Origin of the sequence: Nitrosopumilus ureiphilus, assembly GCF_013407185.1 — an archaeon.
GTDB lineage: Archaea > Thermoproteota > Nitrososphaeria > Nitrososphaerales > Nitrosopumilaceae > Nitrosopumilus > Nitrosopumilus ureiphilus.
Window position 1 is genome coordinate 697,428 of the sequence record NZ_CP026995.1, and the last position, 19,810, is coordinate 717,237.

31 protein-coding genes and 1 tRNA gene are annotated in these 19,810 nt (G+C 32.6%); 16 read left to right on the forward strand and 16 right to left on the reverse strand.

Going from position 1 to position 19,810, the window contains the following annotated elements; translation table 11 throughout:
• The first annotated feature begins 3 nt into the window (after nucleotides 1-3).
• A complete protein-coding gene (locus C5F50_RS03985; protein ID WP_342448761.1) occupies nucleotides 4-405 on the forward strand; it encodes a zinc ribbon domain-containing protein in 402 nt (133 codons plus the stop codon).
• 207 nt (nucleotides 406-612) lie between these two features.
• Nucleotides 613-885, forward strand: a complete 273-nt coding sequence (locus C5F50_RS03990; protein ID WP_179372392.1) for a hypothetical protein — start codon at nucleotides 613-615, stop codon at nucleotides 883-885.
• 19 nt (nucleotides 886-904) lie between these two features.
• Here the strand turns inward: C5F50_RS03990 and C5F50_RS03995 are convergent, their stop codons facing one another.
• Nucleotides 905-1,348 (reverse strand): Lrp/AsnC family transcriptional regulator, encoded by a 444-nt coding sequence (locus C5F50_RS03995; RefSeq protein ID WP_179372393.1) that lies wholly within the window; start codon nucleotides 1,346-1,348, stop codon nucleotides 905-907.
• A 104-nt stretch (nucleotides 1,349-1,452) separates the two neighbouring features.
• Here C5F50_RS03995 and C5F50_RS04000 point away from each other — a divergent pair, with 104 nt between their 5' ends.
• Together C5F50_RS04000 and C5F50_RS04005 are read left to right on the forward strand one after the other, a co-directional pair.
• Entirely contained in the window at nucleotides 1,453-2,166 is a 714-nt protein-coding gene (locus tag C5F50_RS04000) for a hypothetical protein (RefSeq protein WP_179372394.1), read from the forward strand.
• An 8-nt stretch (nucleotides 2,167-2,174) separates the two neighbouring features.
• Nucleotides 2,175-2,654: a hypothetical protein gene (locus C5F50_RS04005; RefSeq protein ID WP_179372395.1), complete on the forward strand. Its 480-nt coding sequence runs from the start codon at nucleotides 2,175-2,177 to the stop codon at nucleotides 2,652-2,654.
• Nucleotides 2,655-2,996: 342 nt separating this feature from the next.
• Here the strand turns inward: C5F50_RS04005 and C5F50_RS04010 are convergent, their stop codons facing one another.
• The 9 genes from C5F50_RS04010 to C5F50_RS04050 all read right to left on the reverse strand — a co-directional run bounded on the left by C5F50_RS04010 (nucleotide 2,997) and on the right by C5F50_RS04050 (nucleotide 6,996).
• Nucleotides 2,997-3,527 (reverse strand): Lrp/AsnC ligand binding domain-containing protein, encoded by a 531-nt coding sequence (locus C5F50_RS04010; RefSeq protein ID WP_179372396.1) that lies wholly within the window; start codon nucleotides 3,525-3,527, stop codon nucleotides 2,997-2,999.
• Nucleotides 3,528-3,534: 7 nt separating this feature from the next.
• The gene (locus tag C5F50_RS04015) at nucleotides 3,535-3,774 is read right to left on the reverse strand and encodes an Lrp/AsnC ligand binding domain-containing protein (protein WP_179372397.1); all 240 of its coding nucleotides are present in this window, start codon (nucleotides 3,772-3,774) and stop codon (nucleotides 3,535-3,537) included.
• Nucleotides 3,775-3,897: 123 nt separating this feature from the next.
• The gene (locus tag C5F50_RS04020; RefSeq protein WP_179370589.1) at nucleotides 3,898-4,047 is read right to left on the reverse strand and encodes a hypothetical protein; all 150 of its coding nucleotides are present in this window, start codon (nucleotides 4,045-4,047) and stop codon (nucleotides 3,898-3,900) included.
• A gap of 453 nt (nucleotides 4,048-4,500) precedes the next feature.
• Nucleotides 4,501-4,794 (reverse strand): hypothetical protein, encoded by a 294-nt coding sequence (locus C5F50_RS04025; protein WP_179372398.1) that lies wholly within the window; start codon nucleotides 4,792-4,794, stop codon nucleotides 4,501-4,503.
• A gap of 102 nt (nucleotides 4,795-4,896) precedes the next feature.
• Nucleotides 4,897-5,421 (reverse strand): Lrp/AsnC ligand binding domain-containing protein, encoded by a 525-nt coding sequence (locus tag C5F50_RS04030; protein WP_179372399.1) that lies wholly within the window; start codon nucleotides 5,419-5,421, stop codon nucleotides 4,897-4,899.
• A gap of 105 nt (nucleotides 5,422-5,526) precedes the next feature.
• Nucleotides 5,527-5,709 (reverse strand): DUF1059 domain-containing protein, encoded by a 183-nt coding sequence (locus tag C5F50_RS04035; RefSeq protein WP_179372400.1) that lies wholly within the window; start codon nucleotides 5,707-5,709, stop codon nucleotides 5,527-5,529.
• A gap of 108 nt (nucleotides 5,710-5,817) precedes the next feature.
• A complete protein-coding gene (locus C5F50_RS04040) occupies nucleotides 5,818-6,240 on the reverse strand; it encodes a hypothetical protein (RefSeq protein WP_179372401.1) in 423 nt (140 codons plus the stop codon).
• Nucleotides 6,241-6,306: 66 nt separating this feature from the next.
• The gene (locus C5F50_RS04045; protein WP_179372402.1) at nucleotides 6,307-6,561 is read right to left on the reverse strand and encodes a hypothetical protein; all 255 of its coding nucleotides are present in this window, start codon (nucleotides 6,559-6,561) and stop codon (nucleotides 6,307-6,309) included.
• Between the two features lie 308 nt (nucleotides 6,562-6,869).
• Nucleotides 6,870-6,996 (reverse strand) — tRNA-Tyr (locus C5F50_RS04050).
• Between the two features lie 109 nt (nucleotides 6,997-7,105).
• Between C5F50_RS04050 and C5F50_RS04055 the strand changes: the two genes are divergently transcribed.
• The 7 genes from C5F50_RS04055 (at nucleotide 7,106) to C5F50_RS04085 (ending at nucleotide 12,061) form a co-directional block, all read left to right on the forward strand.
• Nucleotides 7,106-7,717, forward strand: coding sequence for a hypothetical protein (locus C5F50_RS04055; protein ID WP_179372403.1), 612 nt, complete (start codon nucleotides 7,106-7,108; stop codon nucleotides 7,715-7,717).
• Between the two features lie 33 nt (nucleotides 7,718-7,750).
• Nucleotides 7,751-8,161, forward strand: a complete 411-nt coding sequence (locus C5F50_RS04060) for a translation initiation factor IF-5A (protein WP_179372404.1) — start codon at nucleotides 7,751-7,753, stop codon at nucleotides 8,159-8,161.
• 116 nt (nucleotides 8,162-8,277) lie between these two features.
• Nucleotides 8,278-8,967, forward strand: coding sequence for a diphthine--ammonia ligase (locus tag C5F50_RS04065; RefSeq protein WP_179372405.1), 690 nt, complete (start codon nucleotides 8,278-8,280; stop codon nucleotides 8,965-8,967).
• Nucleotides 8,960-10,285, forward strand: coding sequence for a signal recognition particle receptor subunit alpha (locus tag C5F50_RS04070; protein WP_179372406.1), 1,326 nt, complete (start codon nucleotides 8,960-8,962; stop codon nucleotides 10,283-10,285). Before C5F50_RS04065 ends, C5F50_RS04070 begins: the two co-directional genes overlap by 8 nt.
• A gap of 22 nt (nucleotides 10,286-10,307) precedes the next feature.
• Nucleotides 10,308-11,453 (forward strand): tRNA pseudouridine(54/55) synthase Pus10, encoded by a 1,146-nt coding sequence (locus tag C5F50_RS04075; protein ID WP_179372407.1) that lies wholly within the window; start codon nucleotides 10,308-10,310, stop codon nucleotides 11,451-11,453.
• 108 nt (nucleotides 11,454-11,561) lie between these two features.
• Nucleotides 11,562-11,744 (forward strand): YnfA family protein, encoded by a 183-nt coding sequence (locus C5F50_RS04080; protein WP_280924485.1) that lies wholly within the window; start codon nucleotides 11,562-11,564, stop codon nucleotides 11,742-11,744.
• Nucleotides 11,732-12,061, forward strand: a complete 330-nt coding sequence (locus C5F50_RS04085; RefSeq protein ID WP_179372408.1) for a YnfA family protein — start codon at nucleotides 11,732-11,734, stop codon at nucleotides 12,059-12,061. Before C5F50_RS04080 ends, C5F50_RS04085 begins: the two co-directional genes overlap by 13 nt.
• A gap of 36 nt (nucleotides 12,062-12,097) precedes the next feature.
• Here C5F50_RS04085 and C5F50_RS13195 read toward each other — a convergent pair whose 3' ends face one another.
• Nucleotides 12,098-12,220, reverse strand: a complete 123-nt coding sequence (locus tag C5F50_RS13195; RefSeq protein WP_280924471.1) for a hypothetical protein — start codon at nucleotides 12,218-12,220, stop codon at nucleotides 12,098-12,100.
• Nucleotides 12,221-12,398: 178 nt separating this feature from the next.
• Between C5F50_RS13195 and C5F50_RS04090 the strand changes: the two genes are divergently transcribed.
• Both C5F50_RS04090 and C5F50_RS04095 read left to right on the forward strand, forming a co-directional pair.
• Complete coding sequence (locus C5F50_RS04090; RefSeq protein WP_179372409.1) at nucleotides 12,399-12,674, forward strand: hypothetical protein; 276 nt, start codon at nucleotides 12,399-12,401, stop codon at nucleotides 12,672-12,674.
• A 2-nt stretch (nucleotides 12,675-12,676) separates the two neighbouring features.
• Nucleotides 12,677-13,195, forward strand: a complete 519-nt coding sequence (locus C5F50_RS04095) for a hypothetical protein (RefSeq protein ID WP_179372410.1) — start codon at nucleotides 12,677-12,679, stop codon at nucleotides 13,193-13,195.
• A gap of 38 nt (nucleotides 13,196-13,233) precedes the next feature.
• On the opposite strand, the gene C5F50_RS04100 is transcribed toward C5F50_RS04095, so the two are convergent.
• The 3 genes from C5F50_RS04100 to C5F50_RS04110 form a co-directional block, all read right to left on the reverse strand.
• Nucleotides 13,234-14,193 carry a YVTN family beta-propeller repeat protein gene (locus C5F50_RS04100; RefSeq protein ID WP_179372411.1) on the reverse strand — a complete coding sequence of 320 codons (960 nt, stop codon included), beginning with the start codon at nucleotides 14,191-14,193 and terminating at the stop codon, nucleotides 13,234-13,236.
• 80 nt (nucleotides 14,194-14,273) lie between these two features.
• Nucleotides 14,274-14,996, reverse strand: a complete 723-nt coding sequence (locus tag C5F50_RS04105; protein WP_179372412.1) for a sulfite exporter TauE/SafE family protein — start codon at nucleotides 14,994-14,996, stop codon at nucleotides 14,274-14,276.
• A 37-nt stretch (nucleotides 14,997-15,033) separates the two neighbouring features.
• Nucleotides 15,034-15,525 carry a hypothetical protein gene (locus C5F50_RS04110; RefSeq protein WP_179372413.1) on the reverse strand — a complete coding sequence of 164 codons (492 nt, stop codon included), beginning with the start codon at nucleotides 15,523-15,525 and terminating at the stop codon, nucleotides 15,034-15,036.
• A 103-nt stretch (nucleotides 15,526-15,628) separates the two neighbouring features.
• On the opposite strand from C5F50_RS04110, the gene C5F50_RS04115 reads away from it, so the two are divergent.
• The gene (locus C5F50_RS04115; RefSeq protein ID WP_342448756.1) at nucleotides 15,629-16,453 is read left to right on the forward strand and encodes a DsbA family protein; all 825 of its coding nucleotides are present in this window, start codon (nucleotides 15,629-15,631) and stop codon (nucleotides 16,451-16,453) included.
• 61 nt (nucleotides 16,454-16,514) lie between these two features.
• Complete coding sequence (locus C5F50_RS04120) at nucleotides 16,515-17,486, forward strand: WD40/YVTN/BNR-like repeat-containing protein (protein ID WP_179372414.1); 972 nt, start codon at nucleotides 16,515-16,517, stop codon at nucleotides 17,484-17,486.
• Between the two features lie 16 nt (nucleotides 17,487-17,502).
• On the opposite strand, the gene C5F50_RS04125 is transcribed toward C5F50_RS04120, so the two are convergent.
• Nucleotides 17,503-17,640: a YHS domain-containing protein gene (locus C5F50_RS04125; protein WP_179372415.1), complete on the reverse strand. Its 138-nt coding sequence runs from the start codon at nucleotides 17,638-17,640 to the stop codon at nucleotides 17,503-17,505.
• 89 nt (nucleotides 17,641-17,729) lie between these two features.
• Here C5F50_RS04125 and C5F50_RS04130 point away from each other — a divergent pair, with 89 nt between their 5' ends.
• Complete coding sequence (locus tag C5F50_RS04130; protein ID WP_179372416.1) at nucleotides 17,730-18,158, forward strand: AsnC family transcriptional regulator; 429 nt, start codon at nucleotides 17,730-17,732, stop codon at nucleotides 18,156-18,158.
• Between the two features lie 10 nt (nucleotides 18,159-18,168).
• On the opposite strand, the gene C5F50_RS04135 is transcribed toward C5F50_RS04130, so the two are convergent.
• Nucleotides 18,169-19,809: a Vgb family protein gene (locus C5F50_RS04135; protein ID WP_179372417.1), complete on the reverse strand. Its 1,641-nt coding sequence runs from the start codon at nucleotides 19,807-19,809 to the stop codon at nucleotides 18,169-18,171.
• Nucleotide 19,810 lies beyond the last annotated feature (1 nt).

The following is a 19,810-nucleotide window of genomic DNA, read 5'->3' on the forward strand; positions in this document are numbered from 1 at the left end:
GTCATTTTAGAAGACATAAAGGGAATCAGAAAATTGTATAGAAAAGGAAACGGCCAGGGTAAAAAGCATCGTGGCAAAATGAACACATGGAGTTTTTATGAATTGCAGAGACAGATTGAATACAAAGCTAAATGGGCAGGATTACCAGTAAAACATGTCAAAGCACATGGCACGTCATCAAAGTGTGCGGTATGTGGGTCAAAACTAGTACCCGAAGAGCACCGAATGATGAGATGTGTCATGTGTAAGATTCTTATCAACAGGGATGAGAATGCAGCCAAAAACATTTTGGCCAGAGGGTTGAGGTTCGACCCCAACGCACCGCAAGTTGAAGCAATGAAGCAGTTCAAAGATGCAGAGTCGATTGTGACGAGTCAGGAAGATGGACAAATTATGTCCCTATAACTTGGCAGAACCGCTAAAAGACATAACGTGTTAGTTAGCATAAAATAAGTCAAACAAAGATGACGACTGTATGAATTTACCTTTAATTTAAAATCTATAACATAAAACCAGGAATTTTAAACGATTTTACTAAAACAGAACAACACATCATAAATCATACAAAAACAATACTATATCAATAAATTGACATTGTTTGAATTTCAAATTATGTTTGGATTAGTCATGATTCTAATTTTAGTTCTGCTTGGAATAAAGAGTTTAGGTGATAAAAAGAAAATAATTGATGATGAAAAAGCACTAAAAATAATCAATGAGGCATTGGAAAAAAATGGGTATGATAATTTTGAATTAGAATCAATTGTGTCTATGAGTGAGCCAAACATTACTTCTGTAATTGTCAATATAGGCTATTTACAAATCGCATTAGAAATTGACAATAATTCTGGAAAAATTCTAAATACTGAAAAAATAGTCAGATAATAATATAATTTAAGAAATTCTAGAGTAATCGGTCATCTTCTTTTACTGTAGTCAATACAATGTTAGTTATAGTATTAGTTACATTTTGTACAGTAGACAAGTTCTTTACAAAACTGCTCATAGTTTTCCTATCTTTGAATTTTGCAATAACTAGCGTATCTGCATTGCCAGTAATGTCATACACTGCAACCACATTGTCTTGTTTTGCAATCTCATTTTCAATTTCCAACATCTTTCCATCACTGGTTTTGATTTCAATGATTGCTGTAATGTCATACCCAAGCATCTCATGATCAAGGCGAACAGTGTAACCTTGAATGAGCTTGCACTCTTCAAGTTTTTTTATTCTTGAAAGCATGGTAACAGTTGACACGCCTAATCTAAGAGCCAGTTGTCTTGCTGATTGTCTAGCATCTACTTGTAGCAATTGGAGAATTTTGATATCTTTTTCATCCATTTCCACACTATACTATAGCTTTACAAATATTTAACAATATTGAATAATTTTGTATACATTTAATGTATCAAAATGAAATACCTTATAATTGTCTAAAGATAACTGTAATCATGACAATGCTACTGGCATATGATCCAATCTTGGAAAAACTCCAAAAGCATTTTGAAACACATGGGATCAAGGCTGCCGTATCAGAAGAGAGATATGATTTTGAAGGAGACTTTCTTGACTCGTATCTGCTAGAAACAAAAGGCGGAATTGGAAACGCAGGCACTCTAAAATTAGATAACTCGTCAATTGACTATGTCCATGTTTTAAAAAAACAAGAATATGTAAAGTGTGACTATGCAGCTGGAGGTCACGTAGGAATGGGAATGCACAAGCATTCATGGTGGATGATGAGATTCTTTTTGGCATTTCCAGAACCAATTAATCTAGGCCCATTTAACATAGGAACAATCACTACCGTAAAGAAAGGACTGTTTCATTCAGAGGTAGAGAGTTTTATGTGGAATGGATATCAAAAACTCACCACATTACCTCCAGGATTAATACGGGACAACGTAGTTGAACAATTAGATCGGGATCAACGATTGCAACAATTAATGACAAAGTGTTTGCTTAAAGAAAGAACAATTCTCATCTCAAGATATTCTCCACCAAAGGAATCAACAAGATTGAAATCAAACTCAAAAATACTAATTACATCAAAATGGAAGATTCAAAAAGATCTTTTTGTAGATAAAAATACTTTGGACATGTATGAAAGAATGGCAGAGATTGTAAAACAGACAATTAACAATCTGAAATACCATTTATTATAGGAGACAAAATGTTAGCATCACAATATGAAACAAAAGACCCCATGATACAAGAAATGCTTGATGCACCACTGGGTCACATTGTAACTGCATTGGGGAACCATCTTAATTGCAAAATAAAACTAGAGTTAATAGCGCAAAATACCCCAAAACCGGGTACAGAATTTGAAAGAAAGATATTAGTCACTGCAAATAATCTGCCCCTAATCAAGGCAATCATAAAGTTTGACAGAAAAATATTGCCCGAGTCCATAACAAGTCAGTTATTACAAAAAAGAAGATTGGTAGGAACCATTTTGAATCTAAATAATATCCCAAATGATAAAAATATCACTTTCTTTAATGTAGAAAAAGAGAAGATATCAAGAGAATATCAAATAAAAAATGGCAAAGATATTTTCTTTGAGGTTTCTGAAGCGATTAGAACAGATTACATCAATGTGCTTAGAAAAGAATTTGGAGTGAAGGGAACCAAAACTAAATCATCTTGAACTAGTTTTAAGACTCTATCCACCCATCACAGGACATACATATTATCATCCCGTCTTCATTTTCATAACTTTTAGAGCCTGGAGGGCATTCACATTTTCTAATTTCATCCATACAATTAAGACGTATTTGTCTTATTATAATAAAAATTGTTTATTCTTAAAAGATGTTTAATTAATTGAAGATTATTTGACAGTTTTTTAGAATTTGAGTGAGTAACGATAAATCAAAGATCAACCAAATAAACACATGGAAGACACAATAAAAGATAAGGAAAAAGACAAGGAAAAATTCAAAGAGCGAATTGCAAAAGGCGAAGTGCTGGCATTTACTTGAGAAACAAACTATCTTGAAAAACCCTGATTATTTACAACGTTAATTGTAATTGTGGATTTGATTTCAGAAATCTTTCTAATTTTGTTGCTGACAATTTCTGAAATATCATTATATGTAGGGGATACAATCTTGCATGTTATATCATAGTTGCCAACTAATATGTCAGCTTCTATTACTTCTGGTATCTGCTCCAAGATTGTAAGCACCTTGGATTCGTTAGCCTTTGTGCAATGGATGATGACAAAAGCCTGAGCCATATGTTCATCAAGAACTTTTTGTTCAATATTGTTAGTTTTTGAGATACCTGGTTTTTTATCTACAAACAATGTTAGAGTGGACCTTATGTTTGGTATTTTTCTTATTCTATTTGTAATATCATAAAATATGTTTTCTTCATTATCAGAAATTAGTTTGGCGATGATATCATAGCTTCCAAATGTTCCAAACGCATTTACGATACTTGGGATGTTTTTTAAATGAAAAATTATTGAATCTTCTGTTCCTGCTTTATTGAGAATTAGGACATAGGCTTTTATCATAATATGTCTATGATTGTCCTGGAATTGCCATCAAGGTAAGAGTAGAACGTACATGTTCAAGTTTTCGAATATTATGAATAATTGTTTCACGAATTTTTTCTCTTTCAAAATTCTCGATTTTGGCAACAATGTCAAACGCACCAAAAGTACCATGAATTTCTTTTACAGAATCCATGCGCCTCAGTTTCTCTATCACATCCATCTCAGCACCAAGATCGCAATTAACTAAAACATAAGCAGTATGCACAAATCAATTCAGCAAAAAAAATATTTAAGCGAAACTATGAAAAAAATCAAAATATGTTAAATTTTTCTATTAAAAACTAAATAATGTAATGTATTTTTTCATTATTACTTACATTATATGCCATTACGAATATAGGATAAATGGTAATTTGTCTTTGATGTGAGAAGTGGGATTAGAACATTGTCCACATTTTGGACGAATGATTTCAACATCATAGTCAACTTCACCGATTGCTTTACCTACAGACAGAGCATGATGACGACTTTGTATCATGTATATTCAAACCATAATTAGTAAGACACCATTCTCAATAAAATAGCAGATCATGAATGAAAATCTATGAAATATTCTGGCAAAAAATTAAAAAATTGTTTATGATTTTCTCAATACTGTTTTTATGTCATGATAACATGTTTTCTGCAGATAGTAATCAACTAGTAAAAACATCAATGATGTTGGAACCAGAACACAGAGTTGTCATTGGATAACTACTTGGTTTTGATTACTATCTCATTTTTCTGCAATTCACAACATCGATTCATCAATACTTTTAAAACTCTCGAAATATTCTGTTAGGTTATTTCAAGATCATCATTCAATTCAGTCATAAACTTTTGAGAATAAAAAATATCTAGTCCCATATTGGAATTGACTCCATCGACTATAGTTAGGATGTTTTTGATGTTGCCAAATTCCTCACCTTCCAAGCTGACAAACAAGAGATGATCATTTGGAATAGGTACGTAATTCTCTTGATTTTCTCATATGCAGCAATTGCATATTTGCCCTTCCCAATCTTGGATGATGGCTCATTACGTTTTTCCAGGACTCAAGAGATCTTTTCAAAGATTCCATTGTTTCATCTGCAGTGAGATAACTGAATGTGTTATTTGGGATGCTATTCCATAAAACATTGCCGTCATGATCACAAATTATTGCAATCCTGGATCTAGGAATTTCGTCTAAGATCATGTTAAGCGGTTTTTCTTCATTCCCATTGATACTTTGTGTGATAGACATTACAATTGAATGTAATTAAAGCAAGTTGATCTTGACGTTTAATTCTCTTTAGTATTATTTGAAAATTAGCTTTTGTATGTTTAACAAATTTTTAGATGTTCATTATTCTTGTTCATTGACAACCTGTAATGTCATGCTAGTTTTGATCTTTGGTAATTCACGTATGGCCTTTGTCAGAACGTGCTCTAATGTATTATTATCTAAGGCCTCAACTTTACAAATAACATCATAAAACCCAAAAACCACATCGGCTTCTTTCACCTCAGGTATGTGGCTAAGATTTTTCAATGTGGGATATTCTTCTCCCTTATCACAATGAATTACAACATATGCTTGAGCAAGATTTTGTCCAAGCATAGCTCCAATTAATTTCTCAGATGCTTGAAATAATTCCTCTGATTCCGAACGAGTCAAGGTTACTGTGGATTGAATTTTTGGCATTTTACGTATAGTTCCAGTAATAATCTCTCGAATCTTCTCTTCAGAATCTGATTCCACTTGTACGATTATATCATAAAGACCAAGCGTTCCATGGGCTTCTTTTACACCTTCAATTTTTTTCAGTGAAGAGATGACTTCTTTTTCAGAACCCAAATTACAGGTCATCAGGACATAGGATCTTGCCATTTTGCTATGTCCTCCTTTTCAAAAATGAACTATGCTGAAACATCAAAATAATTACATTATAATAGAATAAAAGACTTCCAGAATGATTATTTCTCAATTATATTTTCAAGGGTTTCGGGGTGTCTCGGAGTTTTTTCGTTTAACTGACTCCATAATGGTTTCCTTTGAATAATCAATTCCATGTTCATTATTCATATGCTCCCAAAAATCAAAAACTATTTTCTCAGCATTTCCTTTGGAAACATAATTGCACCCAAAACCATACTCACGACACCTAAGATTTGCCACAATATCTGTATCACTACATAAAATAAAAAGATCATTTTAAAAATTCCAAAATTTGTTATCTTTTTTGGATTAAATTGAATAGTTGTAAAGATAAAACAGAACAGGTTTTCATGTTTTTAATTTTTCTTCGTACATGGACATCAAAAATTCCATAATTTCCTTATTCATTGATGTAAAAGATTTTGTGGTGTCATTGAATGTGGCAAATGCTTGTTTTGTTGTCACAACTGTATCAAATATGATCTTGTTTTGTTGGAGATATGCTTGAATTGAGAGTTCAGTCATTTCATGAATAGTTTGCAGAGTTGATTCAGATACATTTGGTACAAAACCCGCATTATTTGCATATTCTAGTTCTAGTGAAATAGCAGAATTTATCACGGTTTTCCAGGCATCAATATAATCTTGCTGAAGTCTCACTATTGATTGATGATATTTGGGAGATATTTTTTTAGTTGCATCAAAAAATCTGGCATTGTTTGTTTTAGATATTGTAAAGATGTCTTTATGTTTTTGAAGGAATTCATTCATGCATGTATCATGAATAACGGTTTAGATAAGAATGCTCATTGGAAAACTAAACATATGTTCAAAAAACTATGCTGGGACAGATAATTTTTGTAGATAGTCATAATGAGTTCTCAAAAATTCCATTATTTCTCTATCTTCATTTTTGTCAATGGGGGCTCCATTTGCAAGAATGCTCAGATATTTTAAATCAGATTCTAGTAAACGGAGTGACTTTTTTATTCCCTTGTCATATTTCATCCTCAAAAATTCTATAATGTTGTCCTCTATTCGTAAAATATCATCTTCTAAATTTTTAATATCTAGGCGAATATTATCTTGCATTAAAACTCTAAAAATAACCTCAAAAATAACCTTAATTCTTTAATTTCTTAATTGTTGTAAAAATAATTGAAAAAAATTAAACAAATTTTTTGATTGACATTAATTGTTATACTAATTCCCATTCAATTTGATATGATTCTAGAATATTTTAAAATCAATTTGATTCTCAGGCGATAGTTCTTTTTTGATAACTGCAATTGTTCTGTCTAATGATTTGTCAAATTCGTAGATTGAAGAATTATTTGATTGAGATGGTAGTTTTTGACTTATAGAATATGATGAATCATCTAGGGCTTAAACTATGATTGTGGTCCCAAGCGAAGGAATTGAACCTTCGACAACCCGGTTTCTGTATGCCTGATATGCTGTTATTCGGTCAGCCATCTAAAGCCAACAACTACAGCCGGAAGCTCTACCAGGCTGAGCTAGCTTGGGACAAGAGAAACGAGGATCTCTGGTATTAAAAAACTATCGTAGATGATTTCATCTTTGATCGTTATATTCATTATAAGCATAAATAGCGTAAAAAATTCTTGAATATCTAGTGTCCCAACTAGAGATTTCTTATTCTGGTTATGTATGTGCTCCATATTTGCATACACATGAATCCGTAGAGCTAAAGGAATCTTGGATTAATTCAAAAAACATTGAAAAATTATTTTTTGTTACAGGTACATTTTCCACTGAAAGTAAACCGTATTTCTCTGATTCTACAAATCATTATCTTCTAGCAAAATTCAAAGACAGTGCAAAGGTATCCAAGAATCTCATTGAACACAATCAAGACAAAACCTCCTTTGTATTTAACATCCATGATGATTTATTCCAAAGAGAAGTAGATGGAGAAACGAATTTTGTGACCGTTTATTATTTAGAATATGGAGAAGATGGAGAAGATTTTCAAGAAATTGCAAACCTCTTGCTAAAAAGAGAAAAGATCGAGAAAGCAGGATTTGGAAACATGAATACATTTTGTGTCACTCCATCAAAATTCACCTTTCCATACTCTGAACACATTGTAGTCATTGAAGTTGCAAGTGAAAAGAGTCATCAAAGCGTTAAGAAATATTGTGAGCAAACAAGACGAGATGTCAATAGAAAAGGGATGACGATGACTAATTTAATGAGTCTATCGATTCTTGATAAATTAAAGTAGAAAAGTTAAATATTCGACCAAAAACTGTTTTTCATGAGTAAACCCTCAGATCTTGGTTCTTTGAAAATAGGATCTTACATTTTATTGCCACATACTGATCAACCTAGTGGCGAACCATGTAGAATTGTTGAATATGATACATCAAAGCCTGGAAAACACGGTGCTGCAAAAGCTCGAATCGTAGGTGAAGGAATTTTTGATGGCCAAAAAAGACCTCTTGTAGGCCCAGTCAGCATGCAAATTCATGTTCCAATGATTAACAAAAAAGTTGGACAAATTATCTCAATTAATGGTGATACAGTTCAAGTAATGGATTCAGAAACATTTGAGACCATCGATATTGCATTAATTGATGATGAAGTCAAAGGCAAATTGGAAAATGGACAAAATGTGGAATACTGGGTCGTTATGGATAAAACTAAAATCATGCGTATCAAATCCTAATTTGGATGCTGATGATGAGCGGAAAAGCCGTCTGAATGTTGATGAGGATTATGAGTGATGAAGCATCTTTTTTCAACAAATCTCAAAAGTTTGTTGAATGAAATATTTTTTAGATTATGAAATTAGCTTCTCTTTTTTCAGGTGGCAAGGATAGCACGTATGCAATTTACCTTGCTCAAAAACAGGGACACAAGGTAGCATGTCTCTTGAGTGTTTTTACAAAATCTGGTGATAGTCATTTGCTGCATCATCCCAATATTCAATGGACAAAACTACAATCTGAATCTATGAAAATTCCTCAATTGACGATAAATTCTGATTCTGATGATACTGGTGATGAATTAATTTTATTAGAACAATTACTGCAAAAAGCAATTGACCAATATCAAATTCAAGGTTTAGTTCATGGTGGAATTAAAAGTAATTTCCAAAAAGAAAAATTTGAAACACTTTGCTCTAAATTAAATTTGATTTCTATATCTCCTTTATGGAATTCAGAACCAGAAAAATACATGCGTGATTTAATTGATTCAAATTTTAATTTCATAATTACTTCTGTTTCTTCGGATGGCTTGGATGATTCTTGGCTTGGGAAATCTATTTCAAAGTCTGATGTTGATACTTTGAAACATTTGTCTGAAAAATTTGGATTCAACTTAAATTTTGAAGGAGGTGAAGCAGAAACATTTGTGATTAACTGCCCTCTGTTTTCAAATCCGATCATTGTTAAAGAATCAAGAAAAGAATGGGATGGCTATAGAGGAAGGTTTGAAATAGTGGATGCGGGGTTGAATTACAATGCTTGATGGATTAAAGAATAGTTTAGGTGATGCAATCAAAAAAATTGTAAAATCTTCAGGAATTGATGAGGAACTAATCAAAGAACTCTCTAAAGATGTTCAAAGAGCATTATTGCAATCTGATGTTAATGTGCGATTAGTTTTAGAGATCACAAAACGCCTGGAAGAGAGGGCGCTAGATGAGACTCCGCCACCAGGTCTTTCACGAAAGGATCACATAGTAAAGATTCTCTATGACGAGCTATCAAAATTACTAGGAAATGAATCAGACTTTGATTTTAAACCTGATAAACAAAATAAAATAATTTTACTAGGAATTCAGGGAAGTGGAAAAACTACTGTTGCGTCAAAACTTGCCAAGTTTTTGACAAGGCAGGGACACAAGGTTGGAGTAATTGGGGCCGATACCTACAGACCTGGTGCATTAGTGCAACTCAGAACAATGTGTGAAAAATCTAATGTTGAAGTTTATGGGGAAGAAAATAACAAAGATTCACCTAGTATTGTAAAAAATGGATTAAAGCATTTTGAGGGAGAACCATTAGATGTAATTCTTATCGATACTGCAGGTCGTCACAAAGAAGAGCAAGATTTACTCGATGAGATGGATCGAATTAACAAAGTTACAGACCCTGATTTGGCATTACTTGTAATTGATGGAACAATAGGACAACAATGCTTTAGCCAGGCAGAAGCATTTCACAAAACGATTCCTGTTGGAGGTGTAATTATTACAAAATTAGACAGCTCAGCTAAAGGTGGAGGGGCACTTGCTGCATCGGCAGCCACTGGTGCACAAATAATGTACATTGGTACTGGTGAGAGAATTGATGATTTAGAAAAATTCTCTCCAACCAGATTTGTTGGACGATTACTTGGAATGGGTGATATTCAAGCTATTTTGGATTTGGCAAAACGATTAGAAAATGAAGGAGATGATGTTAGAATGAAAAGAATCTCAAGTGGAAAAATGAATATGGATGATTTCTTTTACCAATTAGAAGAGGTTACCAAAGTTGGCTCTCTCAAAGGTTTGCTTGATAGTATGCCTGGTTTTTCTGGAATGGTAAAAAATGATCAACTAGATCAAATGGAAGACCGAGTATCAAAATGGAGATACATTATTCAAAGTATGACTAAAGACGAAAAAGCAGATCCTGATCTAATTAATTCATCACGAATCAAAAGAATTGCTCGTGGGTCTGGATGGCCAGAAGGTGAAGTTAAAGAACTATTAAAAAATTATAAAAATTCTAAAAGTATGATGAAGGCATCCAAAGGACGCCAAATGCAGGGTACTCTTAGAAAAATGGGATTAGGATAATATTTCAAACAAATTTTCTAGCATGTCTGACTATCAAAAAATTATTCCTATTGCAAATCAAATCTTACAAAAACATCCTTTGTGTGATAATTGTTTGGGACGACTATTCTCAAAAAAATTACGTCTATCATCAAACAAACTTTTAGGGAAAAGGCTAAAGAAAAATCAAAACTCTACAAAAAAATGTCATATCTGTAAAAACCTATTTGAAAATTTAAATTATTTCTTAAAATTAATGCTTGATATTTCATCAAATTACTCCTATGATACATTCAGTATTGGGGCCATGATAAAACCATCTGTTGTAGATAGGGATGATTTTATTCGCTCACAATACAAACTCAAAGGAATTGATGGCATAAAGACTGACATTACAAGGGAGTTGGCAAAATCATTTTCTAAAAAAACAAAAAAATTTATTGATACGCAAAATCCAGACGTTGCTTTTACTGTGAATCTAAAAGATGAATCTATCCAACTACGTTCAAAATCAATTACTTTCTCTGGAAGATATCTCAAAACTATTCGTGGTATTCCTCAGAAACAAAAACCGTGTGTAAATTGTTCTGGAAAAGGATGTAGAACGTGTGATTTTCATGGCATTTCGGAATTTGAAAGCATTGAGGGCCAGATCTCAAAACTTCTTTTTGAAAAAATTGGGGGAACCACTGCCAAATTCACTTGGATTGGCGGTGAAGACAAATCTAGTTTAGTTTTGGGTACTGGAAGGCCATTTTTTGTTAAGCTTCAAAATCCTTTAAAGCGAAATTTAAAATTAACTTCTTTTAAGAGTGATTCTCTGAAAATTTTAAATCTCAAATTAGTCCGTGAGTCACCCAAAAATCCTTTAAAATTCAATTCTTCAATTCAACTAAAGATTTCTACATCCTTTGATATTGATTCAAAAAATCTTCAAAAATTAAAAATTCTCGAAAAGCATCCTGTAGTAGTTTATGATAAATCAGGAAAACGATCAGCGAAAAAAATTTTCTTTGTAAAATATAAAAAAAATTCTAAAAATATTTTCACCCTGTCTTTGAAAATTGAGGGAGGTCTGCCAGTTAGGAGATTTATTGACGGTGATGATGTAACTCCTGGAATTTCTCAGATTCTTGATATTCCATGCAAGTGCCATGAATTTGATTTTAAGGACATTGAAGTGCAATAATAACAATTAGCTAGTACAAAAACAACTATTTTTAATTAATCTAGGAATAAATGTCAACAAAAGTAGTTGTGATTCCACATTTTCAGGAGTAGGCATTGACATTGAAAAATTAATCACAGAGTCTATGCAGCTTATGGAGGTGTCTTTATTGTAATGTCTGTGTTCTGGGGATGGTTAATAGATGGAGTAAGACCTGACAACTATGACATTATTGGAACAGTAATTGCTGTAATTGGAGTTTTGATAATTTTCTACTATCCAAGAAAAGGAGAGAAGGTTTGGTCGAAATAGCGTCTACTCTTGGCATATTCTTTTTTGCAGCACTGCTAGAAATTGGTGAAGGTTATCTTTTATGGAAATGGTTGAAAGATCATAAAACAAAAATTTTTGGTTTGGTTGGAGCATTAATTTTATTTTCTTATGGAATTGTCATGACTTTGCAACCTGCAGACTTTGGTAAAGTGTATGCAACGTATGGGGGAATCTTTATTGTATCATCAATAATTTGGGGATATTGGGTTGACAAGAAAAAGCCAGATAGATTTGAGATTATTGGATCAGTAGTAGTTTTGATTGGTATTGCTGTAATGTTTTATTTTTCAAGATAGACTTTTTCTTTTAATGGCTGTCTATAAGGAATAATTCTAATCTTTGCTTAGAGTAGCAGTGTAGTTTGGGTCGTTTTTGACTGCCTCTCGAGATCTTTTATCAATAGCAACAATGTATGAATCTAGACATCCTTGAGAGCAAAATTTGGCATTACCCATTGTACAATTCAAATAGAAAGCGAACATGGGCTAATGGATCTTGATAATTAGAAATAATGTGCTAGTTTGATTAATTGATTTTAAAAAATCAAATTTTTGATAGATATTGAAATAATTTAATTGGTACAATGGTAAAACATATCTGTAATTATTATACTAGTTTTTTAGACTTTGAGTATTGTTTGAAAATTCAAAGTTTACAATTTTTCTTGTAATTGCCATAGTAGGAGTAGCAGTGTCATTATTTGCATATCTTAATTGGTATGTTGCACCTGATGAAGTGACTGAAAAAGTCAAAATTATTGCAAATACTGCTGATGGATGTATTGCTGAATCCTATGATGGATTTTCTGTAAATATTGGTCCATGTGACGCAAAGGCAGGAGATATCATAGTTGGAACGTATGACAAGAAAATCAATGAACGTGCAATTTTGATGAATCCTACGAGATAGATATGGAAAAACAAAAAATAATTAGTTTTATTGCCATTATAATAATAATTGGGACTGTTGGATATTCATTACTGAATGTCTATGCATTGGAACAACTAGAATGGGGTGGAAGGGACAATCTTTTTAGATTTTTTTCATTTTATACGGTAGATGATACCATCAATATCTGTAACAATTCCTTGATTCCAGCGAGTTTTAACGAGTTGGATATACTGATTTATTTTGAGAAAAAACTTTTAGGCACTTATGTAATTGATTCTGCAAGCATTATGCCAAATTCTATTTTTGAGGTAAATGGAGAATATAGTTCAGAATCATTAGAGTATTCGCAGACTCTTTTCATGCACTTTGATCATTTGTTTAGTGGCAGTGACAATACAGTTAGAATTGATCCTAGAAAGATGGATGTTATAACTCAATATCAAACAACAATAATTGGGATTCCATATTCAGTATCAGAACAGTACACAGCCTTTGATTTTTGGAACATGTTAAATGATGAAGAGAATTTAATGTGTTAATCATAGTTCGATTATAGGACTATAATTCGAGTAATTGTTTACGGGTTATTTGATACTGCAATCCAAAATGGCATTTTACCTGTTGGTATAGAATTTATAATTTCTAACGTTTCAGTATTAATTTCTACAATTTCATTTGTCTGTGAAACTGCAACATACAGAATAGAGCCATCAGAATTAGTTCTTAGTCCATGAGGTCCTTTTCCTACCTTGATTTGATCAATTACATCAAATGACTCTGTATCAATAACACTGATCTTATCATCTGCAATTCCCGAAACATATGCTCTACTACCGTCAGGGGAAACATCTATTCCATGATGACCTAGAGTGACAGGAATTTCTGCAATAATTTGTTTATTTTCTAAATTAATAACTGCAACATCATTTGTAGCAGTTCGTGTAACATAAAGAAATTTGCCATCTGGAGATATGTCCAAGTTATGTGGAATCCCTTTTACGGGTATTGTGGATATTAATTCAAATTTCTTTGCGTCTATAATTGCTATTTTGTCCTCCCCCTGCAATGTCACAAATGCAAGTTCGTTTGAAGGGTTGAAAATTATGTTGTGGGGAATTTTTCCGACAGGAATTTCAGTGTGAATTTTTCCAAGGACTAGATTGATTACAGTAACTGAATCAGAGCCCTCATTTGCAACAAATGCAAAATTGCCATTAGGACTTATCTTAACACCTTTTGGTGTTTTTCCAACATGAAATGTGTCTATAGATTCATCTGTTTCCCCATTAAATGCAAAAACAGTATCACTTGCACTACTTGTCGCAAGTACTAAAAGACCATTTTTGATTGTGGAGACATATGTCATTTTCTCTCCTGCACTCCAATTATTTTCATTTGGGTATGAATTTACAGTGTTATCTCCTTGTAGTGTAAAAAATATTGTTTCAGATTCGTCATGGGTATTATTTTGTAAGTATAGCATTCCTACAATTCCGATTAAAATTATTCCAACGGTTACACCAAGTATCAATTTCATTTATTCTGATATGATGTGAATATTTGCACATAAAATTCATTTGAAAGTATACTGAACATTTCTTTTAATCTGTAATTATTTCAGATACTAAACAAATGTCCTAAAATTCCAATTTGGTACATTATGTTAATACCAATAACAATGCCAAATATCCCTGCTGTGTATTTGAAAATCTTTTGTATGGATGTAATTCTATGTGCAAATGCAAATGGCACGCCCATCATACTCCCAACAAGTGCCATTCCAATCATAGAACCAACTCCAAAGATTACGATAAATCCCAATACCATTCCCATATCCTCTAATGCAACAGCACTAAGCACAACAAGACTTCCACTTCCAGCCAATCCGTGAACTAGACCAATCAAATATGATTTGTGAGTGTGTCTATGATTAGAATCATCATGATTATGTTCATCAAGATGCATGGTTCCATCTTTGTGTTGATGAGGATGTTTGTGTTTGAATTGAATTTTTTTATTGATAATTGTAGTGATTCCCAAAAATACAAGCATTATTCCAACTGCAAATTCAAAACCTGAAAAAATATGATCGTGTATTGTTATTGCAAGGGCATATACCAAAAAGCCTATCAAAACAAGTGTTGTGGTGTGTCCTGCCCCCCAAACTGCACCAAGAATAGATGATTTTGTGATGGATTCTTTGATTAGTTGTTTTATTGGTTTTTTATCAAACTTTGATTTTAAAATTTGAGTACTTACTGCAGAGACATGATCTGGCTCAAACGCATGCTGTATTCCAACTAGAAAACCAAGCCCCATCACTAATGTTGGGGTAAGCATTCCAATTTGTTCAAAAATTTCTTCTATGAGATATCAATTATTTTGCAATTATTCCAATATCCATATGATTATTCATCATGGATTTGCCTTCAGGAATGCCATGAGTATGCATTGTATGGTATCCTTTCTCATCAACATTCACTTTAATCAAATATTTGCCAGAACCAATGTTTTCAGCCTCAAACATCTTTCCCATCATATCCATCATGTTCATGTTGTCCATCTCTTCCATTGGTCCACCTTTCTCTATGTGTAAAATTACAGTTGCATTATACATTGGTTCGCCAGTTTCTTTATCTAAGACCAACAAAGTAACAGTAGACTCTTCATCAACAGATACAACCTGACTTGAAATTGTTTTAATTATAACATCTTGTGGTATACTATTCATCATTGATTGACACATGTTCATAGAACCCATCCCATTTTGCATCATCATTGAATTACTTTCTTCAGAATACGCTGATAATAAAAAAGCACCACTAAAAAATACAATAACTGATGCCAATACAATTCCAAGACTTTTCATGGGATTTTCTTATATCTTTTCTATATATCAATACAGCATATTACATTTGTAAAGCACATTGAATAAATATACAAATTTTAATTATTTTTTGTAGTGGGAATTTTTGGAAGATGAGAATATAGAAAATAAAAGTGTAGAAAATGAGAATACAGTGAACGATAATGTAATGATTAAAAAATCAACATTTACAGGGTTAATTGTTGTAATAACTATAGTGATTGCAATTTCTGCATTTTTTGCAGGCTCTTACTTTACAAATTTAAATTCAGATGAAATTACACAGTCAGATCTTAATGCTGCAATTGCAAAATTAGAATCAAAAATTGAAAATAGACCACAATCACCTAGTCAACCAAATACCCAGCCAATTAACATATCAATAGATGATGATCCCATGAAAGGGAATTCAAATGCTCCTATCACCATCATAGAATTTTCCGACTATGAATGCCCATTTTGTGGAAGATTTTATGAAAATACACTTCCCTTAATTGAAGAGAATTACATCAATACAGGCAAAGTCAATTTTGTTTATCGAGATTTTCCAATTCAAAGTATACATCCTAATGCAGCTCCTGCGGCAATGGCTGCTGAATGTGCAGACGATCAAGATTCTTTTTGGTCATTTCATGATATGATTTTTGAAAACAAGAATACATGGGCTGAATTAGATGGAGCAGATTTGCTAAATGAATTTGAACAGTATGCAATTACGCTAGGGCTAGATACTAAAGAATTCAATGCATGTTTAGAATCAGGTAAACATCTTGATGAGATAAGAAATGATCTTCAGGATGGACAAAATTATGGTATTACTGGTACCCCTGGATTTTTTATAGGAAATGATAATTCTGGATACATCATGGTTTCAGGTGCAAAACCATATCCAATTTTTGAAGAAATTCTAGATGAGATGCTTGCACAATGAATGTATGTATTTACAAATGTAAGATGTCATTCTTTAATATACAATATTTAGAGGACGTATAATGAAGAAAAAAGGTTCATCAAAAAACAAAAAATATGGATTAATTATAATTCCAATTGTAATCATAGTTGCGATTATCATATCTTTACTTTCACAAAATAACATAGACACCCCAACATCAAAACTTCATGGACCGTGGAGCGACATTCATGGTGTTGGAATGTTTCTTTCAGGGAATGTTGATACTCTATATCTTGCCACCCACCAAGGTTTGTTTGAAAAAACAAATGTAGGATGGCAACGTGTTGGAAATGATAACGCAGATTTGATGGGGTTTTCTATGAATCATGAAACAAATACAATGTATTCCAGTGGACATCCAAAAACAGGAGGAAATCTTGGATTTAGAATGAGTGAAGATAATGGAAATTCATGGAAAACAATTTCTAAAGTTAAAGATACACCAGTTGATTTTCATGCAATGACTGCAAGTCAGGCACAAAAAGGTTTGATTTATGGTTCTCCTGGTGGAGGATATGAACTCTTTGTTACTTCTGATAATGGAGTATCATGGAGTTCGCCTGATATTCCAAATCAAATCATGTCACTTGCAGCAGATCCGTTAGATCCTAACCGAGTGTATGCTGGAACAAAATCTGGTCTTTATGTTAGTAATGATCAAGGTAAACAATGGGAACAAGTCAATTCAGATATTGAAAGAGGTGTAGTTACGGGAATTGGTTTTTCATCAGATGGAAAAACAATGTATGCATTTTCAACTTTAGATGGAAATGGTATGATTGTAAAATCAATGGATGGTGGAAACACCATGGTAAAAACATCAGGACAGATTATTGATGCTCGAGGCATTTGGAACTTTGCTCCAGGTCGTGATGGAGAAATTTATGCCATTGCCGCACAGCAAGTAGCAAGTGGAATTGCCATGAGTGTTTACAAGACAGAGAATGGTGGTTCCACATGGATTTTAGAGGGCACTAATAATTCAGAACTTGCATTAACTGCTGAATCTTAAATTTCATATTCTTGAATCAGCAGAACTTTGAGGGGTTTTTTTCAAATATCGCTTTGCATGATGGACAACAAAAATGATATGTGTTTCCATCATGTTCTAAAGTTACGGTTCCTTGTTCATCTAATTGCATTTTGCAAACTGGATCTGTTTTCATTGTTATACAAAATTTAATTCTTCAAATAAACAGAGGGGTTTACAAATGTAAGATATATGATTTAGATAATGGTGAGGTTAAAGAAAGACATGTCATTTCCTCTAGATGAGACAGATATTGCGATACTTGAGGCACTAATTGAGGATGGAAGAAAATCATTTAGGCAAATTGCAAGAGAGATCAAAATAAGCACACCCACAGTGCAAATACGCTATGACAGGTTATTCAGTATGGGCATAATAAAATCAATTTCGCCCATTTTGGACATGAAAAAGCTTGGTGCAAATGCAGATCTTTCTAAATCTAAAATGAAGCCACATGAGAAAACAATTAAAAAATTAAATTCAGATTTGCATGTTAAAATAAAATGTGATTATTGTGACAGGAAGATTTCTGAAAAACCAAGTATTTTAAAAGTGGCAAACATTCAAAGATTTTTTTGCTGTCCTTCATGTAGAATTCTTTTTCAAGACAAATACCAACGAAGAATTAAAGCACTTTTAAACTCTCAAAAGTAATTGTTTTAGTTTATTCTTGTATAGTGATCTTTTTCTGTTTGGAGATTTTAATTCTATTATACACAAGTAGTGATAATAAAATAACAATTGTACCTATAGCGGAATATTGTATAACATCTTTAACTAGAAATTCAGAATCATCTTCCTGTAATGGGTTTACTGGGATTTGTTTTGGCAAATCTACAATTATTGTTAATGGATAAAGTTTTGATACTTTCATAGAATCATCAATTATTTCATGTGCCGAAATTTGAAGCATTGTTTGGTAGATACCAGGTTCAATGTTCTGATCAATTGATATATCTAAAATAGTTTCAATTTTATTTTTTTGATTCAAGTTAATCATATCAGAATTTGTAGTAAAAGAAACACCGTCTAGTCCTGAATGAGTCATGCCAACCAATGAGACATCCAAATTATCTAAAGATAACATCCCACTACCATCATCTAAACGATTAATTTCAACTGTCACTTGACCCGATTTTTTAGTTTCTGTAAAAATGAGTTCTTTAGTTTCGGTTTGTAAATCAAATGGAACCGAGATACTGGTATCAAGATACCCAATTTTATTTCCTAAAACTTCTGCAAACCACACTTTTTTTCCATCTTTTGATACATCAAGATAGATAGTAGTCGAAAGAGGGCCAGTTGGAATATCATATTCTGTTATTGTACCTGTAGTGTCAATTTTTGAAATCTTGTTTCCACCATGTTGTGCAAAATAGATATTCCCAAATTCATCGAGATCTATCTGGCTAGGAAGCGTTTGAGGATATAATTCGTTAGGGGATGTCCATAAAGAAATATACTCATTCAAACTAGAATCCAAATCTGAGACAATAACTCTGCTAGAGCCATGACAGATACAATGATTTTCTCTATTCCTTGCGAGTCTGAATATTGCAATTCCAAAAGGTGAAAAAAAGTCTGGTTCAGGCAGAGATAGTTCGTATCTGTCTGAAGATGTATTTGACTGAATATTTTCTAATGGCACAACTAAAACACTATTGGAATAAGACAAGGTAATCAATAAAGAACCATTTTCATCAAATGCAAGAAATGATGGCCCGCTGTTTGATTTAATGGGGTATTCTGTTATTTGATTTGTCTCTATATCCAAACTTGCAAACTGATCTGAACTTAGTTCTGTAAACCATATTTTTGATTTGTCTTGAGATAAGATTATTCCCATTGGACCTGAATTTTCTGTTGGGATGTCAATTGTATCCATCTGTTCGTTTTCTATGCTGAATTTTCCTATGGAGTTGGTTCTAGCGTCTGTAAACCATATTGTATTTCTTAACTCATCATAAATAATATGTCCTCCAGACAAATTGATAATTATATCTTCGGTCTGGGTCATTTTTGTTATATCAAATTTTGAGAATTCTTCAGCAACTGGATCAAATTTAGAGATCAGACTTGAATTTTGTGTGGCATAGTAAGTCCAGGCATTTCCATTTTTATCAGTAGTAATTCCACTAAGACCAAACTCTTCAGTTGGAAACGGAATTTCTTTGATAAAATTACTTTGTTTAGAATATGTTAGAAATTCATCTAATTGTATTTCTTGTGCAAAAATATCATTCGATGAAAAAAAGATTACAAATAGTAAAAGAAATCCAGTTACAGTAGACTCAATATTTTTCAAC

Coding starts and splice junctions, on each gene's coding strand:
- C5F50_RS04070 (WP_179372406.1), top strand. CDS start 8,960: ATGCTTGATGGATTAAAGAATAGTTTAGGTGATGCAATCAAAAAAATT.
- C5F50_RS04125 (WP_179372415.1), bottom strand. CDS start 17,640: ATGAAAACAGATCCAGTTTGCAAAATGCAATTAGATGAACAAGGAACC.
- C5F50_RS04000 (WP_179372394.1), top strand. CDS start 1,453: ATGACAATGCTACTGGCATATGATCCAATCTTGGAAAAACTCCAAAAG.
- C5F50_RS04075 (WP_179372407.1), top strand. CDS start 10,308: ATGTCTGACTATCAAAAAATTATTCCTATTGCAAATCAAATCTTACAA.
- C5F50_RS04030 (WP_179372399.1), bottom strand. CDS start 5,421: ATGGCAAGATCCTATGTCCTGATGACCTGTAATTTGGGTTCTGAAAAA.
- C5F50_RS04120 (WP_179372414.1), top strand. CDS start 16,515: ATGAAGAAAAAAGGTTCATCAAAAAACAAAAAATATGGATTAATTATA.
- C5F50_RS04040 (WP_179372401.1), bottom strand. CDS start 6,240: ATGAATGAATTCCTTCAAAAACATAAAGACATCTTTACAATATCTAAA.
- C5F50_RS04130 (WP_179372416.1), top strand. CDS start 17,730: ATGTCATTTCCTCTAGATGAGACAGATATTGCGATACTTGAGGCACTA.
- C5F50_RS04045 (WP_179372402.1), bottom strand. CDS start 6,561: ATGCAAGATAATATTCGCCTAGATATTAAAAATTTAGAAGATGATATT.
- C5F50_RS13195 (WP_280924471.1), bottom strand. CDS start 12,220: ATGGGTAATGCCAAATTTTGCTCTCAAGGATGTCTAGATTCATACATT.
- C5F50_RS04095 (WP_179372410.1), top strand. CDS start 12,677: ATGGAAAAACAAAAAATAATTAGTTTTATTGCCATTATAATAATAATT.
- C5F50_RS04100 (WP_179372411.1), bottom strand. CDS start 14,193: ATGAAATTGATACTTGGTGTAACCGTTGGAATAATTTTAATCGGAATT.
- C5F50_RS04065 (WP_179372405.1), top strand. CDS start 8,278: ATGAAATTAGCTTCTCTTTTTTCAGGTGGCAAGGATAGCACGTATGCA.
- C5F50_RS04025 (WP_179372398.1), bottom strand. CDS start 4,794: ATGTCTATCACACAAAGTATCAATGGGAATGAAGAAAAACCGCTTAAC.
- C5F50_RS04010 (WP_179372396.1), bottom strand. CDS start 3,527: ATGATAAAAGCCTATGTCCTAATTCTCAATAAAGCAGGAACAGAAGAT.
- C5F50_RS04005 (WP_179372395.1), top strand. CDS start 2,175: ATGTTAGCATCACAATATGAAACAAAAGACCCCATGATACAAGAAATG.
- C5F50_RS04105 (WP_179372412.1), bottom strand. CDS start 14,996: ATGCTTACCCCAACATTAGTGATGGGGCTTGGTTTTCTAGTTGGAATA.
- C5F50_RS04110 (WP_179372413.1), bottom strand. CDS start 15,525: ATGAAAAGTCTTGGAATTGTATTGGCATCAGTTATTGTATTTTTTAGT.
- C5F50_RS03990 (WP_179372392.1), top strand. CDS start 613: ATGTTTGGATTAGTCATGATTCTAATTTTAGTTCTGCTTGGAATAAAG.
- C5F50_RS04020 (WP_179370589.1), bottom strand. CDS start 4,047: ATGATACAAAGTCGTCATCATGCTCTGTCTGTAGGTAAAGCAATCGGT.
- C5F50_RS04060 (WP_179372404.1), top strand. CDS start 7,751: ATGAGTAAACCCTCAGATCTTGGTTCTTTGAAAATAGGATCTTACATT.